This is a genomic window from Paraburkholderia elongata (assembly GCF_013177735.1).
Taxonomy (GTDB): domain Bacteria; phylum Pseudomonadota; class Gammaproteobacteria; order Burkholderiales; family Burkholderiaceae; genus Paraburkholderia; species Paraburkholderia elongata.
In genome coordinates this window covers 1-20,848 of the sequence record NZ_WOEZ01000169.1, presented here as the reverse complement: position 1 = coordinate 20,848, position 20,848 = coordinate 1, and the positions used below count along the sequence as shown (strand labels likewise).

The 20,848-nt window shown below is 59.3% G+C and carries 18 protein-coding genes and 3 pseudogenes; 11 read left to right on the top strand and 10 right to left on the bottom strand.

What is annotated here, in order from left to right:
• Positions 1-762: NAD(P)/FAD-dependent oxidoreductase (locus GNZ13_RS28960; RefSeq protein ID WP_172170955.1), on the top strand; the 762-nt coding region annotated here is incomplete at its 5' end.
• Positions 763-1,173: 411 nt separating this feature from the next.
• Here the strand turns inward: GNZ13_RS28960 and GNZ13_RS28955 are convergent.
• Entirely contained in the window at positions 1,174-1,482 is a 309-nt protein-coding gene (locus GNZ13_RS28955) for a DUF4148 domain-containing protein (protein ID WP_172170953.1), read from the bottom strand.
• Positions 1,483-1,952: 470 nt separating this feature from the next.
• Positions 1,953-2,627: an ArsR/SmtB family transcription factor gene (locus GNZ13_RS28950; RefSeq protein WP_236002235.1), complete on the bottom strand. Its 675-nt coding sequence runs from the start codon at positions 2,625-2,627 to the stop codon at positions 1,953-1,955.
• Positions 2,628-2,791: 164 nt separating this feature from the next.
• On the opposite strand from GNZ13_RS28950, the gene GNZ13_RS28945 reads away from it, so the two are divergent.
• From GNZ13_RS28945 to GNZ13_RS51665, 6 genes and pseudogenes are all read left to right on the top strand, one after another.
• Complete coding sequence (locus tag GNZ13_RS28945; RefSeq protein ID WP_172170949.1) at positions 2,792-3,223, top strand: nuclear transport factor 2 family protein; 432 nt, start codon at positions 2,792-2,794, stop codon at positions 3,221-3,223.
• A 94-nt stretch (positions 3,224-3,317) separates the two neighbouring features.
• Positions 3,318-3,647 (top strand): putative quinol monooxygenase, encoded by a 330-nt coding sequence (locus GNZ13_RS28940; RefSeq protein ID WP_172170947.1) that lies wholly within the window; start codon positions 3,318-3,320, stop codon positions 3,645-3,647.
• A gap of 632 nt (positions 3,648-4,279) precedes the next feature.
• Positions 4,280-4,717: an OsmC family protein gene (locus tag GNZ13_RS28935; RefSeq protein WP_172170945.1), complete on the top strand. Its 438-nt coding sequence runs from the start codon at positions 4,280-4,282 to the stop codon at positions 4,715-4,717.
• A 287-nt stretch (positions 4,718-5,004) separates the two neighbouring features.
• Positions 5,005-5,468: pseudogene (locus GNZ13_RS28930) on the top strand (MarR family winged helix-turn-helix transcriptional regulator); the annotation flags it as partial.
• 49 nt (positions 5,469-5,517) lie between these two features.
• Positions 5,518-6,534, top strand: coding sequence for a cupin domain-containing protein (locus GNZ13_RS28925; protein WP_172170943.1), 1,017 nt, complete (start codon positions 5,518-5,520; stop codon positions 6,532-6,534).
• Between the two features lie 963 nt (positions 6,535-7,497).
• The gene (locus GNZ13_RS51665) at positions 7,498-8,046 is read left to right on the top strand and encodes a substrate binding domain-containing protein (protein ID WP_216675063.1); all 549 of its coding nucleotides are present in this window, start codon (positions 7,498-7,500) and stop codon (positions 8,044-8,046) included.
• Positions 8,047-8,252: 206 nt separating this feature from the next.
• Here GNZ13_RS51665 and GNZ13_RS28915 read toward each other — a convergent pair whose 3' ends face one another.
• The 5 genes and pseudogenes from GNZ13_RS28915 to GNZ13_RS28895 all read right to left on the bottom strand — a co-directional run bounded on the left by GNZ13_RS28915 (position 8,253) and on the right by GNZ13_RS28895 (position 11,748).
• Entirely contained in the window at positions 8,253-8,885 is a 633-nt protein-coding gene (locus GNZ13_RS28915; protein WP_328807316.1) for an FAD-dependent oxidoreductase, read from the bottom strand.
• A gap of 205 nt (positions 8,886-9,090) precedes the next feature.
• Positions 9,091-9,482: pseudogene (locus GNZ13_RS28910) on the bottom strand (VOC family protein).
• 153 nt (positions 9,483-9,635) lie between these two features.
• Complete coding sequence (locus tag GNZ13_RS28905) at positions 9,636-10,079, bottom strand: OsmC family protein (protein WP_328807315.1); 444 nt, start codon at positions 10,077-10,079, stop codon at positions 9,636-9,638.
• A gap of 274 nt (positions 10,080-10,353) precedes the next feature.
• Positions 10,354-10,608, bottom strand: a complete 255-nt coding sequence (locus GNZ13_RS28900; RefSeq protein ID WP_172170939.1) for a DUF4148 domain-containing protein — start codon at positions 10,606-10,608, stop codon at positions 10,354-10,356.
• 831 nt (positions 10,609-11,439) lie between these two features.
• Positions 11,440-11,748 carry a DUF4148 domain-containing protein gene (locus GNZ13_RS28895; RefSeq protein ID WP_172170937.1) on the bottom strand — a complete coding sequence of 103 codons (309 nt, stop codon included), beginning with the start codon at positions 11,746-11,748 and terminating at the stop codon, positions 11,440-11,442.
• A 448-nt stretch (positions 11,749-12,196) separates the two neighbouring features.
• Here GNZ13_RS28895 and GNZ13_RS28890 point away from each other — a divergent pair, with 448 nt between their 5' ends.
• Complete coding sequence (locus GNZ13_RS28890; protein WP_172170935.1) at positions 12,197-12,550, top strand: BON domain-containing protein; 354 nt, start codon at positions 12,197-12,199, stop codon at positions 12,548-12,550.
• 343 nt (positions 12,551-12,893) lie between these two features.
• Here the strand turns inward: GNZ13_RS28890 and GNZ13_RS28880 are convergent.
• Together GNZ13_RS28880 and GNZ13_RS28875 are read right to left on the bottom strand one after the other, a co-directional pair.
• Positions 12,894-14,253, bottom strand: a pseudogene (locus tag GNZ13_RS28880) (integrase core domain-containing protein); the annotation flags it as partial.
• Positions 14,254-14,682: 429 nt separating this feature from the next.
• Positions 14,683-15,060, bottom strand: a complete 378-nt coding sequence (locus tag GNZ13_RS28875) for a hypothetical protein (protein ID WP_172170931.1) — start codon at positions 15,058-15,060, stop codon at positions 14,683-14,685.
• Between the two features lie 1,191 nt (positions 15,061-16,251).
• Between GNZ13_RS28875 and GNZ13_RS28870 the strand changes: the two genes are divergently transcribed.
• Complete coding sequence (locus GNZ13_RS28870) at positions 16,252-16,470, top strand: hypothetical protein (protein ID WP_172170929.1); 219 nt, start codon at positions 16,252-16,254, stop codon at positions 16,468-16,470.
• Positions 16,471-17,147: 677 nt separating this feature from the next.
• Here the strand turns inward: GNZ13_RS28870 and GNZ13_RS28865 are convergent.
• Positions 17,148-19,235, bottom strand: a complete 2,088-nt coding sequence (locus GNZ13_RS28865) for a Na/Pi cotransporter family protein (RefSeq protein ID WP_172170927.1) — start codon at positions 19,233-19,235, stop codon at positions 17,148-17,150.
• Between the two features lie 411 nt (positions 19,236-19,646).
• Here GNZ13_RS28865 and GNZ13_RS28860 point away from each other — a divergent pair, with 411 nt between their 5' ends.
• Together GNZ13_RS28860 and GNZ13_RS28855 are read left to right on the top strand one after the other, a co-directional pair.
• On the top strand, positions 19,647-20,069 hold the full coding sequence (locus GNZ13_RS28860) for an NUDIX hydrolase (protein WP_172170925.1): 423 nt from the start codon (positions 19,647-19,649) through the stop codon (positions 20,067-20,069).
• On the top strand, positions 20,066-20,329 hold the full coding sequence (locus GNZ13_RS28855; RefSeq protein WP_172170923.1) for a hypothetical protein: 264 nt from the start codon (positions 20,066-20,068) through the stop codon (positions 20,327-20,329). Before GNZ13_RS28860 ends, GNZ13_RS28855 begins: the two co-directional genes overlap by 4 nt.
• Positions 20,330-20,848: the final 519 nt, after the last annotated feature.

The window sequence follows — 20,848 nt, the reverse complement described above, 5'->3', positions numbered from 1 at the left end:
AAGATCATGGTGGCGCGTACGGTCGAGGGCCTTAACTGCGACGAACGGCCTTACCGGATTTCGCTCGACGACGGCCAACAGATAGCGGGCCGTTCGATCGTACTTGCAACGGGCGCCGCCTATAACCAGCCTGCGCTGCCCAACATCGACCGCTTTACCGGCCGTGGCATTTACTACAACGCCACGTTCATGGAAGGCCAATTGTGTAGCCGCGAGCCGGTGATCGTTATCGGCGGCGGCAACTCCGCGGGACAGGCGGCCGTATTTCTCGCGCAGAACACGAAGGGCGTGCGGATGCTGGTCAGGTCGGCGGGACTCTCGGCAACGATGTCGCGCTATCTGATCCGGCGCATCGAAGAAAACCCGCTGATTCAGCTTCATTTCGACAGCGAGCTTGTGAGCTTGAGCGGAGACGAGCATCTTGAAGAGGTGTCGTGGCGCGACAAGACCACGGGCGAGGTGACGACGCAGCCCATGCGGCATATCTTCGTCATGACGGGAGCCTCACCGAAGACCGAGTGGCTGGCCGGTTGCCTGTCACTCGATCCGCGCGGCTTCGTGTTGACAGGAGCGGATCTGGACGACGTCTTGCCACCCCAGCCGTGGCCGCTTCCGAGGCGGCCCTACATGCTTGAAACCAGCCTGCCCGGCGTATTCGCGGTAGGTGATGCGCGGGCGGGAAATGTCAAACGGGTCGCATCTGCGGTCGGAGAAGGTTCGATCGTCGTCCACATGGTGCACCAGGTGCTAGCCGGTATGTAATCGGCCCTGCAAAAAATCAGTTTGCTTGACGCACGACGCCGATGGGGCGGTTTGTCGGAGCGGGAAGGGTCGGCCGCGGGAAGCGTTCCCGGTAGACAAGCAGTGGATGAGACGGGACATTGACGAACCGTTGCAGCCCGGCGAGGATAAAAAAGATGGGCCCGAGACGCAGGCGAACAATCGCACGCAACAACCAGCGTAGGTTGTAGCCCGTGGCGCACAGCACGGCATGCAGCGCATCGCCGGTTTGCCGGAACGCCGAGGATCGCGCGATCTGCCTGGCTTGCTACGCGGCCAAAGCCGGTAGCGAGCCAGTTTTTAGAGGGGCGCGCAGAATTGCTGCGCGCTTGGGGGACGGTGTTCAATGACCAGATGCCTTCGGCATCCTGTTGGCACACAACCATCAACGTGTTACGGATGGCTGTACATCGCGTTCCAGTCGGCCTTCGAGATGGCTCGCCGTCCCGTATCCGACGAGCCATTGGCGGCAGCGCCGACGCCGGTTGCATCGTTTTGTGCTGCTACCTTGGCTTCAGCAGCCTGAATCTGCGCCGGATAAGTGGTGTTGTCACCATCGCCAGGATGGTAACCAGCGTTTTCGAGCTGGACCAGTTCGGCGCGTACCTGTGCGCGGGTGACAGGCGCATTCGATTGGGCAAACACGGCAACCGGAGCGGCAAGGGCCGCGGCAACGACAACAGCTTGAATCAAGGATTTCATGGTAACGATCCTTCGATCTGTGGGTAGGAGCCCAAACTTTAAATTGAGGCGTTACGCTCGACGAGTCGTGAGTGGGTCAAAGACGCGCTCGAAAGGATCAATCTGTGACAGGTGGCGTCAGTTCGCGACGCTTTACCAAAGGAGCAACCGCTGTTGTGGGTTCGCCGGGGCCGGTCTACCGGTCTACCCGGCACCGCTCTAGCCGTTTCGTCGAGGCCAATGAAATCCGTTAGGTCTACATAAAGGGGTTGACAGGTCAGGCCGTGGAGAAGCGTAAGTCTCGAAAATGCATGCTCGGGCTACTAGCAACCGCCTACCGAACTTCGAATAATGCAGGTCTGGGCGGACCGTGTGCAGTCGCCGTCTGTCGGAGACAAGCAAAAAATCGCACGCAATTCTTTCGGCGCGTGTTTGCTCAGCGGATGGGGATGACGTCGTAGGCATCCGAAAAATGTCGCGGGTTTTACAAGTTACGCGACAAGTGTAAACGAACCGGCGTCAAGGCCGAGCTGTTCTTTCAGACCAGTCCACCCCTTCGGCGTGACCTGTATGGCGCGTGATGACTCAGAACGCCGCAGCCAACCGTTCGAGCATAACAAGCTCATGAGTTGCACGCCCAACGGACCGGCAAGATGGTGTTCCCGCTCAGTCCAATCGAGGCATTGTCGGGCGAGACCGCGCCGGTTCGGCCTGAGTTTGGCCACATCCAAACCCATGCAGCCAAACCATTCGATGCCGGCGGGCGTCACGTCAAATTGTCTGTCAGCTGCCGCGATGAGAAACCCTCGCTCTTGCAGGCTATGAGTAATCGCAACGCCGATGCTACCGGCTAGGTGGTCGTAGCAGCAGCGGGCGAACTGAAGCCTCTGCGCCTCCCGGCTGAGCGGCTTCCGGCGCACGGTCACGACCGGGCCGATGGAGGCGAGATTTTCCAGTGCAACGGCAACGTGAGAGCCGGCCAGCCGATAGTAGCGATGGCGCCCCTGCGTTTCGACCAGCAGCAGGCCGCCAGCAAGGAGCTTTCCCAGATGCGAGCTGGCCGTCTGTGCGGTCACGCCAGCGGCAAAGGCCAGTTCGCCAGCAGGTCGCGCACGTCCATCGAGCAAGCTCATGAGCATGGCAGCGCGCGCCGGGTCGGCGATCAAGAAAGCGGCGGTAGCGATATTCGGTTGCGGACCCATCGTCGATCTCCTTTCGAACCTCGTCACACTAGCACCGAAACTACTCGCATGTTTCGATGCGTGTCGAAGCATCCGGGATCGAGTTCAGCGTAGACTTTGGATCATCAACCTCGCGATGGGAGTCAACCATGACCGGCAACAGCGATGCCGAAATCCGCCACGTTTATGAACGCTGGCATGAAACAATCCTGAGCCGCGATCTGGACGGCCTGATGGAGCTCTATGCCGAGGACGCCATCCTGGAAACCCCTTTGATCCTGGTGACTCTGAGAGACAGCACTGAGGGCATCCTAAAGGGCAAAGCGCAAATCCAGCCTTTCTTCGAGGCGGGCCTTCGCAAGCTACAGAATGATCTCGGCCGCTGGTATCGAACGGGCACGTTCTTCTCCAATGGCCGGCAACTGACGTGGGAGTATCCGCGCGACACACCGCATGGCGATCAGGTTGATCTTGTCGAGGTGATGGACATCGAGAACGGGCTCATTGCCCACCATCGGGTCTATTGGGGATGGGTCGGCTTCAAGGCGCTCGTTGCCGGCTTGAACAAGCCTGCTTCTTGAACACGCGGGATCGCGCCGCAACCACCCTCATGCAGCGCCGGGGTGGGCTGTCTAATCAAATTCTATCCTCCTTGCAACCTAACCGAAGGACCCGATGATTTACGTTCTTGCTTTTATCACCACACTCCCTGGCCGTCGTGACGAAGTGCTCACTGCATATCGCGCGAACACTGTTCCAGTGCGCGCCGAAAAAGGATGCATCGAATACGCCGCTCTCTTCGATCCCGTGAACGTTGAAGAAACTCCGGTTCCGCTTGGGCAGGACAGCTTCGTCGTCGTTGAGAGGTGGGGCGACTATTCTCAGTTTCAGGCCCATCTGGCATCGCCTCACGTGGGCGAGTACGGTGCGAAGGTCAAACATCTGATCGCCAAGCGTGTCATTCACGTACTTTCGCCGGTCGATACGGCCGCGTCAGATGCTTAAGTGATCGTTGAGCGGCCTACCGTTGGCCATTGAAACGAGCGAGAAGCGCACATTCAGACGGTTGAATAGCGCTCCATTCTGTTTGAGTCCAAGGAATAAGGCGCCGGTGGTTAAGCCCGACACTATGCCGCGATGTTTCCCCCCGGTGAAAGGGCGTACATTGTGGTTTTGTTTTGTCGCGCGACCGAATCGGCATTGCCTTCGGTCCGATGCCGCGCGCCGCGCACCTACGCCGTGCTGTGCCTTATCGGGCCCGTTGCGATGAAGTATTAGTTTGCGCAGTACACCTTCGGCCATGCATCGCCTTGGTCTTCCCACGCCTTGCGGCGATGCGTCATTTCATCCCGTTGCCCGTTGTATGGTCGTGCTTGTCTGCCCAGTCCAGCGCGCGTCGCTGGACGCGGCTTCCTTACGGCCGTGCAGCAGGGCATGCGCGCTTACGGCAGAACCGACACATCGGCAACCGCGCCGACTACGCCGCGAACCGCCCAGCGCGAATTGTCGGGAAACGGATGCCGGTTACAGCCTGAGATTGATCCTGTCGAGCGCGCCTTTGATCCATTCACGACTCGTCGAGCGTGACGCCTCAAATTAAAGTGTGGGCTCCTATCCACACATCGAAGGAATCCATCATGGAAAAGATCGAAAAAGTTCTCGCCTCAGGCGGCACCCACGCCACGGTCAATCGTGACCCCAATGTCAAGCCCGGTGCCCTCGACCTCAAGCTGTCGGCGCCCGGCGCTGACAACCTCGAGTTCGTCGCCGCCGACCTGCACCCAACCGCCGAGCAGCTGTTTTCGGGCGCGTGGGCGGGCTGTTACATCACAAATTTCGGCAGGGTGGCCGCGAAGAAGAAGGTCGCGCTGCCGTCCGACTATTCCGTGGACATCCAGGTAAGCATCGGGTCGGCCGGTGCCGGGTATTGCCTGGGTGCCGAGTTCACCGTCCGCGTGCCCGGTCTGACAACGGAAGTCGTCGAGGAACTCGTGGAGCTGACCCATCAGAACTGCCCGTACTCGAAGGCTGTGCACGGCAACATCGAGGTCCGCACGACCATCGTCACGGTGTGATCGGATAAGGCGCGCGCGTCTCACTAAACGTGTTTGCACGTCGGTGATTGTGCGCCCCTCCGTCGCTGGGCCGTCGCGCATCGTCGCTGTGCATGCTTGCCGGCCACAGCATCGGATGGGTCGTGGTTGATTTACTAAAATAGAATGGAAGCAATGTTCAGTCACGTAATGGTCGGCACCAACGACCTGGAAAAAGCACGAGTCTGGGTGTTGCACTTCAGATTTGAGAACGGCCGTCGTATGTCTTGCGAAACATCAGGCTCCAGTCAAAGAAGATAAGGACACAGATGAAATCCAGGGATCCACTGGCACCCGCAAATCTGATGCTCGCCGACTACCTGTGTTTTGTGGTCTACTCCGCGAACCTGGCGTTCGGCAAGGTATGCAAGCCGTTACTCGAGGCGCTTGGGCGCACTTACACGCAATACATCGCGCTCATTGCGCTCATTGCGCTTTGGGAGGAAGACCACCAGACCGTCGGTGGCCTGGGCGAGAAGCTGTTTCTTGAATCCGACACGCTCACGACGATCCTGAAGAGGCTCGAGGTCATGGGTTATCTGGAAAGGCAACGCGCCCCGAAGACGAGCGTCAGGTGCGAGTCAGGCTCACGAAAAACGGTCGACGGCTGTGTGAAAAAGCCCTGACTATGGATCTCTCTGAGGTGGCTGGCCTCGCGCCAGACAAATTCGCTAAAGTGCAGAAGGCGATCGTGGCGCTGCGGGACAATCTTATCAAGTCAGTCCAAAACGGTGAACGAGCACTTAACGGTCGTCTTGCCGCTATCAATGGGGATGTCCGATATGGAATACCAAACTGACTGGCTCACCCGTTTCATGGAACTCGTGACTGTCACCGGGAAACTGGAAATTCGGTGCGCGTTGGGAGCGCCGTGGGCAAAAAAATACACCCAGGCCGGAGCTCAGGAAATACCGTACCACATCATATTGACCGGCAGGGCCTTGCTCGAGAATTCGGATGGTGGGGCAACCTATGAATTACGGGCGGGCGACATCGTGTTGCTGCCGCACGGTTCGGCGCATGTGTTGCACGACGGCAGCGGCGCGGCACCGGTTCCGTCCAGGGAACGCGCTTCGGGCAGCCTCCTTGTTAGCGAAAATGGCGGCACTGGCGAGGCGCTGGACATGTTGTGCGGGCGATTTATCGTCGCGCCGCCTCATGACCGGTTAATCCGTAGCTATCTTCCGTCGGAACTCGTGGTACGTACCGAAGACATTGGCATCGCTGCACAGAGCCTGCCGCAGGCCGAACGTCTGAGCTGGCTCGTCGGGCTGATGCGGGCCGAATCGATGGACGACAACGTGGGCGGCGGCGCGATTCTGAACGCGCTTTCATCGGCGCTGTTTGCGTTGACGCTGCGGGTGGCCGGTGAGGCCGGTCAGGCACGTACCGGGGTGCTGGCGCTTGCCGCCCACCCAAGGCTCGCGCCTGCGGCCGCTGCGATGTTCAACGACCCAGCCCGAGCGTGGACGCTTCCGGAACTGGCCGCACTATGCAGCATGTCGCGCGCCACGTTCATGCGGCATTTCCAGGCCAGTCTTGGCCGCTCTGCGATGGATCTGCTGACTGATATCCGAGTGAGCGCCGCCGCGAACGCGCTGCGAAAATCCACCTCGTCTACCGAGGCGGTTGCCGATCTGGTCGGGTATCAGTCGGTGTCTGCGTTTCGGCGCGTGTTTGCTGAGCGAATGGGGATGACACCGGGCGACTGGCGGGAGCACGTGCTTAAGGGCGGTGCCCCGCATTTATCGGACGACGAGACAGACGGAGCTGGCGAACGCGATGGCGGGGGCGCGTGAACGCGGGACTACCTGTCGTACGCCCCGGGTCCAGGGCGAAGCTCTCGCATGCCGAATCGCCGGTGCCTTCGCTCGATGACGCGCGCCGCGCACCAACGCCGTGCTGCCCCATCAGCTTCACCGAGCCGGCACAGAACAACGGCGCACGCCTGAATTACTGACCGAAGTAGATCGGCTTGAGGCCCGGAGTGGCTGTGGGGGCAATGTCTCGTTCCTGATGAAGGGCGTCGTGCTGTTCGCCGCATCGGGTCGCTTGCTGAAGCAGGATGTCGAGCGAGTCCACGTCTCCTCGAAAAAAGCTGGCGTCGAGCGGAGCATAGGTGCGGCATGCGCCTGCCGACAGGGCGCACGCGGCGCTCGTTGATCACGCAGCCCAGTTCGACGATCTGAGTGTGGCTCGTCGCGCGGCCTTACTTACCGCGTGTTTGAGACATATAACGGATTGTTTCAATGGAACGACCATGGTCGACGCCTGGTGATCATCAGGATTGCCAGGGAGAACGGGCTGAAGAACATCGTCGTCTTCCCGGCCAGGTCCTTATCGGGCACGTTCCGATGACGTAACACTTCGCGCAATGCACCGTCCACCATGTATCGCCATGGTCTTCCCACGCCTTGCGGCGATGCGTCGTGTCATCCCATTGCCCGTTGTCTTGCCGTGCTTGACTGCCCCAACGCAGCGCGCGTCGCTGGACGCTGCGTCCTTACGGCCGTGCAGCGGGGCACGTGCCTTTACGGCGTAGCCGGCACATCGGCAGCCGTGCCGGCTACGCCGTGAACCGTCAAGGGCGAATCGTCGGGAAACGGATGCCGGTTGCAGCCGGAGATTGATCCTTACGAGCACGCCTTTGATGCATTCACGACTGGTGAACACTGACCGAAGCCGGGCAGCGGTATTTAGAACGTTGCCGCGAGATTCTGGCATCGGTCGCCGAGGCGGAGGCGGCGGACGCCCATGCCATTGTGGCAGGGACACTCAGGATTCACGCGACGCCAAGCGTCGGCCAGAACTACGTCGTACCTGCTATTGCCGCCTGTCAGGCGCGCTATCCGAAAGTCACCGTCGATCTGACGCTATCGCAGAGCGTGCCGGACCTTCTGGAAGAAGGCTACGACGTGGCAATCCGGTTGTCGCCCCATGCTCTGCCGGATTCGATCGTCGTTTCCCATCATCTGGGGGCTATCCGCACGGTCCTGTGCACCGCGCCGCGCTATCTGGAGGTCCATGGGATGCCTCGCACCGTGAAGGATCTAGCGAGCCATTCGTGTCTGCAACTGGCGCTGCCGATGTTTGCATCGGACCGATGGCTGCTCATGGGCCCGGACGGAGGACGCGAATTCCAGCTTCCCGCCAGCCGCTTCAGGGTGAACATGTCCGACGCGATGGCCGTGGCATTGCATGAAGGCATGGGCATCGGGGCTCGTCCGACGCTCGCCATCCGTTCCGCTTTGCGAACGGGATCGCTGGTCAGGGTGTTGCCCGACTATTATCTGCAGGAGCTCAATGTCTAAGCGGTTTACGCTTCCCGACAATATCTCGATGCAAAGATCAGGACGTGGGTCCAGTCCGCCCGAAAATGGATAACCGACGCGATACGCGCAGACGACATAGTCATTGCCGGTACGCCAGGGAAAGACGTTGAACCGAGATTGCCGCGAACCATGGCAAGCGTGCGGGATCGCGCCCGGCGGACTTCGCGCGGCCCGTTTCCACCGCTTCAATGCCGGGTAGCGTGCTGAGAAGTATGTAGAAAGTCTGAGGGGGAGGGGGCACCCCGCCGGGGACGGCAGCCAAGGCAGGTCGGTGTCGGACAGCTTTGCCGCGCAGGAAAAGCTCGAGGCCGAGACGCTGCTGGAGGCATCGAAGCCGCAGGTCCCTGCCTGGCCGTCGGACTGCGCTTGCTCTTCTTCGTCCTCCTCCGCCAACCGACGTCAAGGCGCGGATCGCGGCGTTGCCGGCGTTTTGAGCTAGGAGTCGCGGCTATCATCGGGAACGTGCGGCCCTTCAGTTCGGCGGTGTGCGGCTCTGTAACAGTTGCCCTTCCTCTGATCAACTCGACGCCGGACTGATTTAGCAAATTGCCGTAAACGCCGTTCAACCGTCGAATCTGTCGGTGCTTCCCGTCCAGCAGGGTGCGCCAGTCGAACGCAAGCTGGCCAAACGACCAGCCATAGCCGCGTGAGTCTTCCCGACCTTTTTTGAAATGCGCTGCGTAAGAAAGTAGTTTCTTCGGAATACACCCAATATTTACGCAGGTACCGCCCAGGAAACGTTGCTCCGCTACCGAAACACGCGCTCCGAACGCGGCCGCTCGCCGGCTTGCCCGAATCCCTCCAGAGCCGGCACCGATGGTAAAGAGATCAAAATCATAGTTCGACGCAAAGCGCCTCTTAATTGACTGCGTTTCCCATTCTTACGATTTGACACCGCCCCGCGCAAGCGGTCGCCAGGGGCAACCGGGCCCAGCTATTTCGCATCGTAGAGGTCTTGCCGCGGCGCCTGCCTGCCGCTATCGCCGCCGCTGGTCGAGAGCGCCTTTGGCGCCGTCGTTCGCTTCAACCCGGCACGCGATACAGGGCGCCGATCTTGTTGCCGTTCGGATCGCGCAGATAGGCGAGATAGAGACTGCCAGACGGGCTTCACGCACGGCGGGCGGCGCTTCTGCCGATGTTCCACCGTTGGCGAACCCGGCGGCATGCTACCGATCGACCTGCCCGGTCAACTGGCAGGTAAAGCCAATCGTTCCACCATTGGCAGGGATAGCCAGCTCACCATTGAGCGGCTGGGTGATGATGAAAAGCGCCGTGTTGGCGTCATAGACATAGCGCCGGCGCTTATCGTTGTCATCGTTGAGACCTTCGGTATAGCCGAGCGCGCCTAGCACCGCATCGTAGAAGCGCTTTGCTTTTTCCAGGTCGTTGGTGCCGACCATTACGAGACTGAACATTGCTTCCGTTCTATTTTAGTAAATCAACCACGACCCATCCGATGCTGTCGCCGGCGCGCATGAAGAGCGACGATGCGCGACGGCCCAGCGATGGAGGGAAACACAATTACCGACGCGAAAAGATGTTTAGTGAGACGCGCGCGCCTTATCCGATCAGGCTGTGACGATGGTCGTGCTGACCTTGATGTTGCCGTGCACAGACTTCGAGTACGGGCAGTGCTGATGGGTCAGGTGCGTGAGTTCCTCGACGACTTCCGTTGCCAGACCGGGCACGCGGACGGTGAACTGGGCGCCGAGGCAATACCCGGCCCCGGCCGACCCAATGCTTACCTGGATGTCCCCGGAATAGTCGGACGGCAGCGTGACCTTCTTCATCGAGGCCACCCTCCCGAACACGGTGATGTAGCAGGCCGCCCACGCGCCCGAAAACAACTGCTCGGCCCTCGGGTGCAGGTCGTCGGCTACGAAGTCGAGGTTTTCAACGCCGGCCGCCGATAGCTTGAGGTCGAGGGCGCCGGGCTTGACATTGGGTTCGCGATTGATCGCGGCGTGGGTGTTGCCTGAGGCGAGGACTTTTCGATCTTTTCCATGATGGATTCCTTCGATGTGTGGATAGGAGTTCCGCCTTAATCGTGTAATCGAGCCAATGCACCAGCACTTAAGCGGCACGTTCCGCATTTCCGGGAATGTGCCGCGACTGCTCAGCTACCGAAGTACGTATTGCAAAACTCTGGCGGGCCGACACATCCGTTGGCCGGGTTCGTGGCAGGCATTGCGCACCCCGCGAGAAGCAGGCCCATTGAAACTGCGGTCGCGGCATAGATTGCAGCGCGTTTCAGCCATTTAGATCGCTTCATGGAATTTAGATACCTTATTGATGCGCGAAGACGGTCGAGTTGAGCGTGGCCAGCTGGCCATCACGCTCCGCTTGCTCCAGCTCTTGATAGACCTGCTCACGCGTCTTTGGCGTGATCGCCTGTTCATGGGGGGCGGCCGATTGGTCTGCATCGTTCGACGCGATTTGCGGGCTGCCATTCGTAGTTTGTGCAGACGGTTGCGTCTGTGCGAAGGCTGGAACGCAGGCCGCGCTGGCAACGACGGCAAAAGCAAAGATCAGGTGTTTCATTTAAACCTCACAAAGGTCAAATATTATGGATAACGAAATAGTCAAAGAAGGGTAAAAGCTGCTGTTTTCAAGTTTTCACAAACCAAGCTATCGGTACTGCGATAAAACGGTCAGACAAAAATTTGCCGGCTTGCCTTCGGCGAAGGTTTCTGCGACGACGTTGCTCACGACGCGGCTCGGCACATTCCACCCGTCGCCCAGCGTCGGTCCGCCCACGCGCCTGAAAACAACTGCTCGACTCTCGGGCGCAGCTCGGTGGCGATGGACTCGAGGCTTTCAACGCCGGGCGCCGACAGCTTGAGGTCGAGCGCGCCGTGCTTGACATTGGGGTCGCGATTGACCGTGATGTGGGTGTTGCCTGAGGCAAGAACTTTTTCGATCTTTTCTGTGATGGATTCCTTCGATGTGTGGATAGGAGCCTCAACTTTAAATTAATGCGTTACGCTCGACGAGTCGTGAATGGGTCAAAGGCGCGCTCGATAGGATCAAACTGTGACAGGTGGCGTCAGTTCGCCACGCTTTACAAAGGGGCAACCGCTGCTGTGGGTTCGCCGGGGTCGGTCGACCCGTCAACCCGGCACCGCTCTACGCGTTTCGTCGAGGCCAATGGAATCAGTTTGAATTAGGAAAAAGCGGCCAGACCGCCAAACCTGAACGAAGCCATCGGGAGCCCGACAGCGGAGGTATTCAAAACGAGACTGGCTTGCTACGCGGCCAAACCTCGTAGCGAGCCAGTTTTTAGAGGGGCGCGCAGAATTGCTGCGCGCTTAGGGGACCGTGTTCAATGACCAGATGCCTTCGGCATCCTGTTGGCACCCAACCATCAACGTGTTACGGATGGCTGTACATCGCGTTCCAGTCGGCCTTCGAGACGGGCGGTCGTCCCGTATCCGACGAGCCATTGGCGACACCGCCAACGCCGGTTCCATCGTTTTGTGCTGCCACCTTGGCTTCAGCAGCCTGAATGTCGGCCGGATATGTCGCGTTGTCGGCGGCGGCGGGGTTATAGCCCGCTTTCTCGAGCTGAACCAGTTCGGCGCGCACCTGTGCTCGGGTGACAGGCGCATTCGATTGGGCAAACACGGCAACCGGAGCAGCAAGGGCAGCGGCAACGACAACGGCTTGAATAAGGGACTTCATGTTAGCGATCCTTCGATGTGTGGGTAGGAGCCCAAACTTTAAATTGACGCGTTACGCTCGACGAGTCGTGAATGGGTCAAAGGTGCGCTCGAAAGGATCAAGCTGTGACAGGTGGTCGAGTAAGATCGCCCCAACAACCTGACACCCATTAGCGGGCCGAAATCAAGGAACAAAATTGCCCATCGAGAGGTACGGTGGTGATGCTTTGTGACATCACCACCGTACCTCTCGATGGTAGGGCTGGCGTGCAAAGCCGCACGGTTCAAGGTATCGTACTGTTCAGGACATCGGTGAGGATAGCCGGGAGCTTCTCGCCATCCCGTAATCTTCCCAGATATCGGTTCGACCGGAAAACAGTTCCTCAGAATGTCGGGCAACCCGGCAGCTCCGATGTAGCGTAGTGGCTTCAATAGAGGCCGTCCCGAATCATCGCCACAGGAGAACGTGTATGAACGCAATCAAAGCAATGAAGTTAGCGAGCTGCGCGCTGATTGTCCTGGCTTCAGTCAACGCCTATGCGCAGTCGAGCGAAGCCGGCGCAATGGCGCCCGCCGCACCGACCGCGAAGTCGGTCAAGGCGGAAAACCGCGCTTTGGGCAAGAAAGTGCGTGCCGCGCTTGCGAAGGGTGGAGGGATCGATGTTGCCAATGTGAGCGTGCGCGCGCGGAGCGGCGCTGTGTCGCTGACAGGCACCGTGCCTGACGCGTCGCAGATCGATCAAGCAGCGACCGTCGCGAAGGGCGTGGCGGGCGTCACTTCCGTCGACAACCATTTGACGATCCGCACGGAGGGCGGCCAGTAATCGCGCAAGCGCGTCGGGCGACCGGCTGGCCGTCAAGCCTTACCGGGCAAGGTGTTGCCGGTCCCGCATTAGATTTGTCACTGTTGCCGAACGGGCAGGCATGTCAGTCATCTGGATCCCGATATGAGTAAGGAGCTGATGCCACGAAAGGCGGCAGACGGCCATCTACGATCATTAGGATGACCCGTTTCGGTGGACGGTTACGTAGTTGAATTTTGAGCGGATAGGTTACCTCCGTTTGAAGAGGTGCCGTGAGTTGTCCACGGCCGATCGGCGGGTCGCCTGTCACGACCACGACGCCGAGCGGCGGTGGGCAACTCACATGTGGATAAGGTCGGTTTTGTGCTGCATGCAGCTGTTCGTAAATGATCGGCGAGTGATAGCCGAGCCCGCTGTGAAGGCGAAGCGGGTTGTACCACGCTTCCAACTCGCTCCGCGCCTGTTCATGCGAGGCGAAGTGCGAGCGCGCCAGCAGCTCGCATTCAAGGGTGGCGAAGAAACTTTCGCACATGGCGTTGTCGAAGCAATCCGCCACCGTCCCCATCGACAGACACACGCCAGCCTCGTGGCAACGCCGCCCGAAGGCAATCAAGGTGCACTGGCAACACTGTCGGAGTGGTGGATCACCCGATCGGGACGGCGCTACGCCAGTGCCATGTCCAGTGCCCGCAACATCAGTTCGGTGTGCATCACGCGGTCGTACTGAACGGTCAGCGATTTCGTCACACGTCGCGTCTCGCGCCACGTTATCAGCAGGTCGAGATTCTCGTCACCCCGCAGCGGCCGGTGCACGTCGAAATCGATCTTCGGCGGCTTCGCGAAGCGTGCGTTGTCGGCGGCCATGAAGGAGGGCGCATACGCATTGGCTTCGACAATCGTGCTGATGCCGCACAGTCGCAATTCCTTCACCAACCGGTCCTGCAGCGTCAGGTCGCGCGTTCGACGCGACCCTTCGCGGAACTGCTGTTGGTGCAGAACGTGTCGATGTTCAGTTCGTACATCGCCCGACCGAAATGCGTCTCGCTGCTGCCCGTTTCGTGGGCTTTGCCACTGCGAAACACGCTCGCCTTGTCGCTGTAGAACGCGCCGGGCTTCCCGTGGCATTCGATGTACGCACGCGTCGCCTCGAAATAGCTGAAGGTCGATTCGCTTGTCGTGAAATGCAGATGCATCAGCCGGCTGGTCGCATCGTCAACGTACACCAGCAGTGTGCAGGCCGGCGCCCGTTCCTCGAACCACCGGTGATCGCTGCCATCGATCTGGATCAGTTCGCCCTGGCACGCACGACGGGCCCGCGGCTGGTAGATCTTCGGCGGCCGCTGCCGGCGCGGCACCCACAGACCCGCATCTGTCATCAGGCTTCTGACCGTCTCCCTGGCGAGCCAGATGCCGTGGCACTCGTACAGCTTCTCGCAGGCCAGCGTCGGGCCAAAATCGCCATAGCGCTCACGAATGATCGGCAGAACCCGTTGGGCCAGACTCTCGTCCAGCCGCCGGTTACCAGCTCGGCCACGCTTGCGCGAACCCAGTCCGGACGCGCCGGACTCGCGGTAACGGATCATCGGACGTTGGACCTGCCGCACGGTCAGGCCCAGACGCTCGGCCGCGCGTCCGGGCTTGAGCCGCATGTCCACCATGGACCGGATTACCTTCAGACGGTCGAGCTCGCGCATGTTCAGTGTCACAAGTGTCGCTGGATGCATCGCCGGCTCCGTGGTCCCACGAGGAACCGGCAAGCATACCGAGGTCGATGCACGATATTTCTATAAAGCTACTACACCAGTTAAATTGATTCTTGGCACCTACGGCGCGGTGTTGCGCGACAAAGGGAATGGCCAGTGTCAGCGTTTATCGACGCCTGAGTAATGTTTTGCAAGGAAAAACCAGCAGGAACCGTTGCGTCGCATACGTGGCCGTTTCTGTTGCGCAGAATCCGGCTGGAAGCCTTGAGTTGCCGTCGCCGGATGCCATAAAAACGCAACACCGCAAAACATACCACTGATGTTGCTAATTTCTTTTATGTAAAATGTAGGAATCCGAAATTTATCCCCAGCCCAAATCAATAATGCAACGACCTCTTCGGCAAGTGCTCCGCCTGAATCGCAATCTGCCAAGGCTTGCCGATATGGCGATTACGGGATCGGGGAATGGTCCGTTCCCTTCAAAAATCCGCTCAGCTGCCGCTCCGCTTCGACTACTTCGTGAAGAAGAGCCCTTGCGAGCTGGGCGTCATACAGCGCCAGCAGCGCTTCAAAGTCGCTGATTACCTCAGACGCGAGCCGCCACTCCCCCGTCTCATGAGCGTGCGCCAAGGTGGTCTCGACCGCATATTCGGCGATCTTGAACTGCTCCACCAGTTGGTTGCCATAACCAGCACGCTGCAGATACCAGCTCAGGTACACCGCGCGCATAAGTTCATTGACTAGGTGGCCGTTGCCATGTCCGTCGCGACATGCGACCAGCGCAAGATGACAGGACAGCGACCGTTCACTGGCGGAGGCGCGATCCATCGGCAATAGAAGTGCTTTCGTCAGTGACCTACGGGCTCGGCCGGGGGGACCTGTTTCGCTTGGAAGACATTTTTTCGATATTGCGACGCCGGGAAGCGATTGATTATAGCGAAGCCATATCAGAGATACGGCGACGACAATCAAGGGCCGAGTTCGACCCAACTTAGCCGTTGACCGATTGCGGTCGAGGGGCGCGTCTAGTCTCGGAAAGAGACATTGGTTTTAGAGACGGACCAACCTACTTTAAATCTGACGGCCAGTTCGCCAAGTCCCGGCCCGACAGCGCCATATCGCCCGGCGTTACCTTTAGTCGCCATCCGACCTTTGCTTTTAGGCGTGGAGCGATTCCCTACGCAGTACCCGTCGGCAACCCGATTCGATAGTTTTTCCAACCCGAGCGGCTATGTCTCGTAGTTCAAATCGCATGTGCCATGGCCACCATACTAGATCGAATTATTCTCGGGGTCGTCGCTCCCCAACTTCCCGATTCTCCGTCACGGCTCGGCGAACGGCTTCCAAAAGGTCGGGGCGCGCCTCGGGGTCGGGGACTTCGATCAGCTTGCGCGGAGCCTTGGCTTGGGGCTTCAGCGTCACACCGTAAAGTTTTTGCGGCGCAGTCATAATTCGTCTCCGGCTTCGATCACAGCTAATTCGGACGGCAGGCTCGGTCTTGCTTCTGGTTTCCGAAAATCACGCTTTCGGATCTTTACTGAGTAGGGAACTGTGGACTCCGTGCGTTGCGCGTCTCCAGGCTTCGTCGGCGCGTTGCTGGGCCGATTTCACGGTATATGCAACCCCTTGCTTGCCTTTCGGCGCTGGCGAAAACGTCGAAGTCAGACCGGAAAATGTCCGGCGGATAGTCTTGCTGACCATGGCACGCTCCGCGTTTATGTCGGAATGGTAAGTCTAGGTCTTTACGTGCAATCCGCGATACTGTACGTTTATACAGTGTCTTGGGGGTCCACTATGGACGCGAGAGAACGCCTCAAGCGAAACCGCGCCAGTACGATCACGTTGCGCCAAGCGAGTCCGCGTCAATCCACTACGCCCTTAAGAGAGTGCTATTGGGAATCAGGGAAGCTCGCCGGATTGTCCGCAGCCTTCGGCATTAGCAACGAGAGCCACGCGCATTGGAGCCGGTGGAGCGTGTCCAGTACGAACAGGAGGCGCTCGTCCGTCGGGAGGGTTGAAATGACCGATAAGCTGCGACGGCAACTCCGTGAAATTGAGCAAGCCCTGGTGACGCTTGAAGGCGTGATTGCAGTGCGAAGGGAGTACATTTCGCTGCTTCAGCGTTTGGGATCTCGTGACAAGGAGCTAGCGTCCCTCGACGCGCTTATGACCGCCTGGTCACGTCTGCAGTCGCAGCGGGACCGCCTCGCCGCGGCCATCGCCAGCGGGGCCCGGTGACTAGCGTCGAGGAATGTCCAGGTCGCATGTCGGTCAATATCGATTGTGGTTGGGCGCAAGGTGATGGCATACGCGCCCTAGGGTGCTGGACCGTCGAAACATGCGGATCAGTGGCCTTGCACGGTGCTGAAGGAGCAAACGGGATCCCACGAGTGTCAGCGTGACGCGCTCGGCGCCAAAATCAACGCGCTCCGGCCTACCTGGTAGTGCCACTTATCGACAACATCCTTCGTCCTGACAGGCGATCTACCGACGTTTGTGACGGAGTTCGCGCCCCGCGTAGACAGCAGAAAACAGGCCGACGATGACGGCCGCTACGGCCAACGATTCATCTTGTCGTCCGGAGGGGGTCGACGACGTCGCATAAAACCAGAGGCCCATTCCGATTGCCGTCATGAACATGCCAAAGACAAGCCCCCACACCGGCCCCGCCGTATCGGGGCTTCCTAATCTGTGAGACATTTTCATCGCTATACTCCCCGTCCCGTACCGACATTTCCTGATTGCCGCAGCCTGCGAGTTCCGCATTGGCACGATCTTACGGTAGCGTACGCGGCCAAAAAGACGTCATCAACAAGCTAAATTATCATCAAGGTTATTTAGAGTCTTGCGATCAAAAGGATAGACACCAATGAAAGAGAGGGCAACTGCCGTACGCGAGCGAGTCAATGGTTCGATCATCGATTTTTGAATGCGAAAACAATAACCAGGACGGCGACAAGTACCGCAAGCAATTTCAGGCTGACGACGAGCGTGCTCAACCTCTCGACAAGCGCATTCATCGAGGTTGCGTCACCAGCGTTTGTTTGCTGTTGATCCTCGCGTGAGCTGTCGCGTTGACCGGGCGCGTCGAAGCTGATTTTTCCAAAGTCGAGAGCGAGATGAACGACATATCCGCTCGCAATTTCCGGCGATTCCATCGCGCTGCCTTCCTTACCCGGTCTGAGGAACAGGTACGGCTCCCCAGGGAAATCAGCCGACACCTGCCCCGACATATAGACGTTCTTCAGGCACAGACCGACCTTGACCGCAGTAAGCCGGCCGGCCTCAACACCCTGTATCAGCGCCTTCATACTGCTGTCCGGCACGTGGCAAGACGCCCACCACTGATCAGGTTCCTGCATCTCCAGGTCCGTCGGGTTGTAGCCGAGCCTTGCCGTGCCCAGTGGGATGTCCGAGAAAGTCGTACCGAGCTCGTCTTGCCATTCGCGCAGGCCCTGCCGGTCTGCCGAACGGATTTCCCTGGCCGCGAACGAGATCTGGACCTTGCGCGTGCTGTTCCCGAGTTCGCCAATAATTGACAGGCGAACGTCATCAAAGAAGGCGGTCCCACGGACACAGGTAGTAAGGGTGGATCGCGTTTCTCCCTCAGCAGGTTCCAGTTGTTGAACGACCTGGAGATCCTGCAAGGTGAGCCAGAGGGAACTTGCGGGGTGATACGTCTTTGCGTTGCCGTCAGGGCCGACGTGTTCTAGCGAGTGGCCGCTGCCCGGCTCCACATCGATTCGCCTGTCCTTCTCGCGATAGAACACGTTGAGTTTCTTATCGAGGCGCGGATGCGTCGCTGCGTCGATCTGCCCGGCACTGGTAGACGTCCGATAAGTCCTGGCCGCGCCATTCAGGCTGTCCAGAATATCGTCATGCGGGCGTACCTCAGCAATGAGCTTGCGCTCACGATCTGACGGTGCTGCATGAATGCCCGATAGCATTTCGCCGAAGCGATCGACGAACCGAAGTGCCCTGGGTGCGGTCCCCGACGCCCCGGCTGGAATCCGGCTAGAGGTGGAGTCAAGGCACGGCGACCGCTGCGGATCGGCGACTTCTACGGGTGAAGGCAGCAATCGGCTCACCAGGCTCGCATAGAGCGGAAGCATCGGCAGGAATACGCAAGCGAGGGCCATGTTGAAGAGCGTATGAAAATCCGCAACCACACGTGCATTGTCCGGTTCCATGGTGACCATGAACCGGCCGATTGGTCCGAGTGCTGCAAGCGCCAACACAACGCCGATGACCCTTGTGAGCAGGTTTCCGACCGGCAGTCGCTTCAATATGGGATCGTATGGCGCCGTCCCAGCCAGTACGGGGTTGATTGCGGTGCCGAGGTTCGCGCCCATCACCAGCGCAAAGGCCGTATTGGGCGGGACGACGTTCCGCGCGCAAAGCGAGGTGATGAGCAGGATCGCCGCGACGTTCGAATCTGCGGCCCATGTCAAACCCGCAGCCAGCAGAACATCGACGACCGGTACGGTAGATGCAGCGCCCAGCAGCATGCGAAGGCTTGGGGCATCCTCGTAATCGGTCATCAACTCGAGCAGATGATGCAGCGCGAGCAGCATCAGGCCCAGGCCAATGAACATGCGTCCCAGGTCGTGTGCACGCGTGTTCGATACCTTGCGGAACATCAGCGCGCCCACGAGGATCAGGGCCGGCGAAACGGCGGCCGCGACGTCGAGTGACAGTACCTGCACGATCAACGTGGCGCCGACGTTTGCGCCCAGCATGACGGCAAGCGCGGGTACAAGCCCGACGAGCCCCTCCGCAGCGAAGCCCTCAACCATGAGCCCGGTCGTCGTGCTGCTTTGCAATGCCGCCGTCACGCCCATTCCGGCCAGGAAGGCCCGGAATCGCCCACCCAGCGACCTGGCGAGGAGCGACCGGAGACCTGCGCCAAATGCCCGATGCATGCCGGTTTGGACCATCTGGGTGCCCAGCAACAGCAGGGCAACGGAGCCAGCAAGATCGATCAGCGTGAACGTCGTTATCATGATTCGGACTCCTGGCGTCCAACCGTTTACCCATACGACTTCGGCACTTCCCTGAGTTTGAGCGACTGAGCGTCGCGGAGAATCGACGCTCGTGGCCCGAACACGGTTTGAGCATGACCAGCACTCACTCGCCCCCGCGCGCGGCCCCCATGCCGGGTTGCATCAGTAAAAAAGTGCCCGACCGCGTGGTGAGCCAGTTTAGCGCGATACCCCGCCGACTGTTGGAGTGGAAAACAACAGTTCTTCTCGGACTACGTCGCTGGATACTGCGATGCCTGCTGCTACGGCACCTACAAGATCCGGGCGCGGAATTCTGGACAAGACTTACAATGCCGCAAAAAGGTCGGTTGCGTTGCTTGCATTACCACCGGTTTCGACAGATGTTCAAGAGATCAAGTGTGCAGGGAGAGGATGAAAGACAGAGCGAGCGTGGTATGCGTGCGGGAAAACCGGATTCTGCTGGTTGCCAGAGAACGATCAAGATGGGCGTTACCAGGCGGGAGAATCCGTCGAGATGAGACGCCCCTCGAAGCTGCTCTACGTGAGCTGTCGGAAGAAACGACGCTTGCGGCTATTGAGTTGACATACCTCTTTCAATTTACCGGTTTCAACACCTTGCACCATGTCTTTTTCGCTGATGTCGCGCATCATGCAAGCGTACAGCCCAGCAACGAGATCGTGAAGTGCAGGTGGTTCGCGCCGGTCAAGATAGCGACGCTTTCCGCCAGCATTCCTACTCGTGGAATCGTTGAGCTTTTCTTCCGGTATATCCGAGCTCCGGAACCGGACGACGTCCGGCGGATTTCGCAGCAGGCGGAACGGGTGAACCCATGAACCGCACTTATCACTATCACGGATTCGATGTTGAGGTGGCCGTCGAGGCTGACTTCAGCTGGCAGGTCGGGCGCAGTGCGTTATCCAGCGCGGGATATGTCGCGGTCGTGAGGATCTGCAAGGCCGGTGCAGCTCTTGCCGTTTTCTCCCCGTTGCGTTTTGGGGAATCGCAAGGCAAGCCATTTTTGAGCGAAGCCGATGCGCTCATGGGCGGCTATAGTGCGGGACGCCGTATCGTCGATGACTTGTTCAGTTCGTAACCCTGTGCCGCGATGGCCACGCCGCGTAGGAAACTATAGCGTTTCATCCATCCCGTTATCCGACGGGAAACGTTCGGAACTCTCGAAGCCACACTGGTCAGTAACCAACAATTCAAGTGCGAGTGAGGAAACAGCCATGGACATGAGAAAGGCCAACAGTCTTGCACGGCTGCGATCGGCACCACGCGACCCACAAGGGACCATCAGCTTTCTCGAGAGCGGACACGCCCGCCGCTCAATCGGCAATTACTCGAGCTGGAATAAACAGAACCGGCCGCATTCGAGGCTCGCCGATCAGACACCGGATGAAGCATAATTCGCGACGCTGCCAGCGATAAAATCGGGCAGCTTGATTGCTACAGCAGTCGCGATACACAGCCGCGCGACCTCCCGCGTGCTGCTTAGAATTTGAACAAGGGCAGATAATCGCCCCCTTTGCTCAAGTGTGCCGCGACTGGGTGTTTCGGATCGATCGTGGCCCGTGAGTGTGGCACTTCGCCGCGCTCAATCGCCGACAAT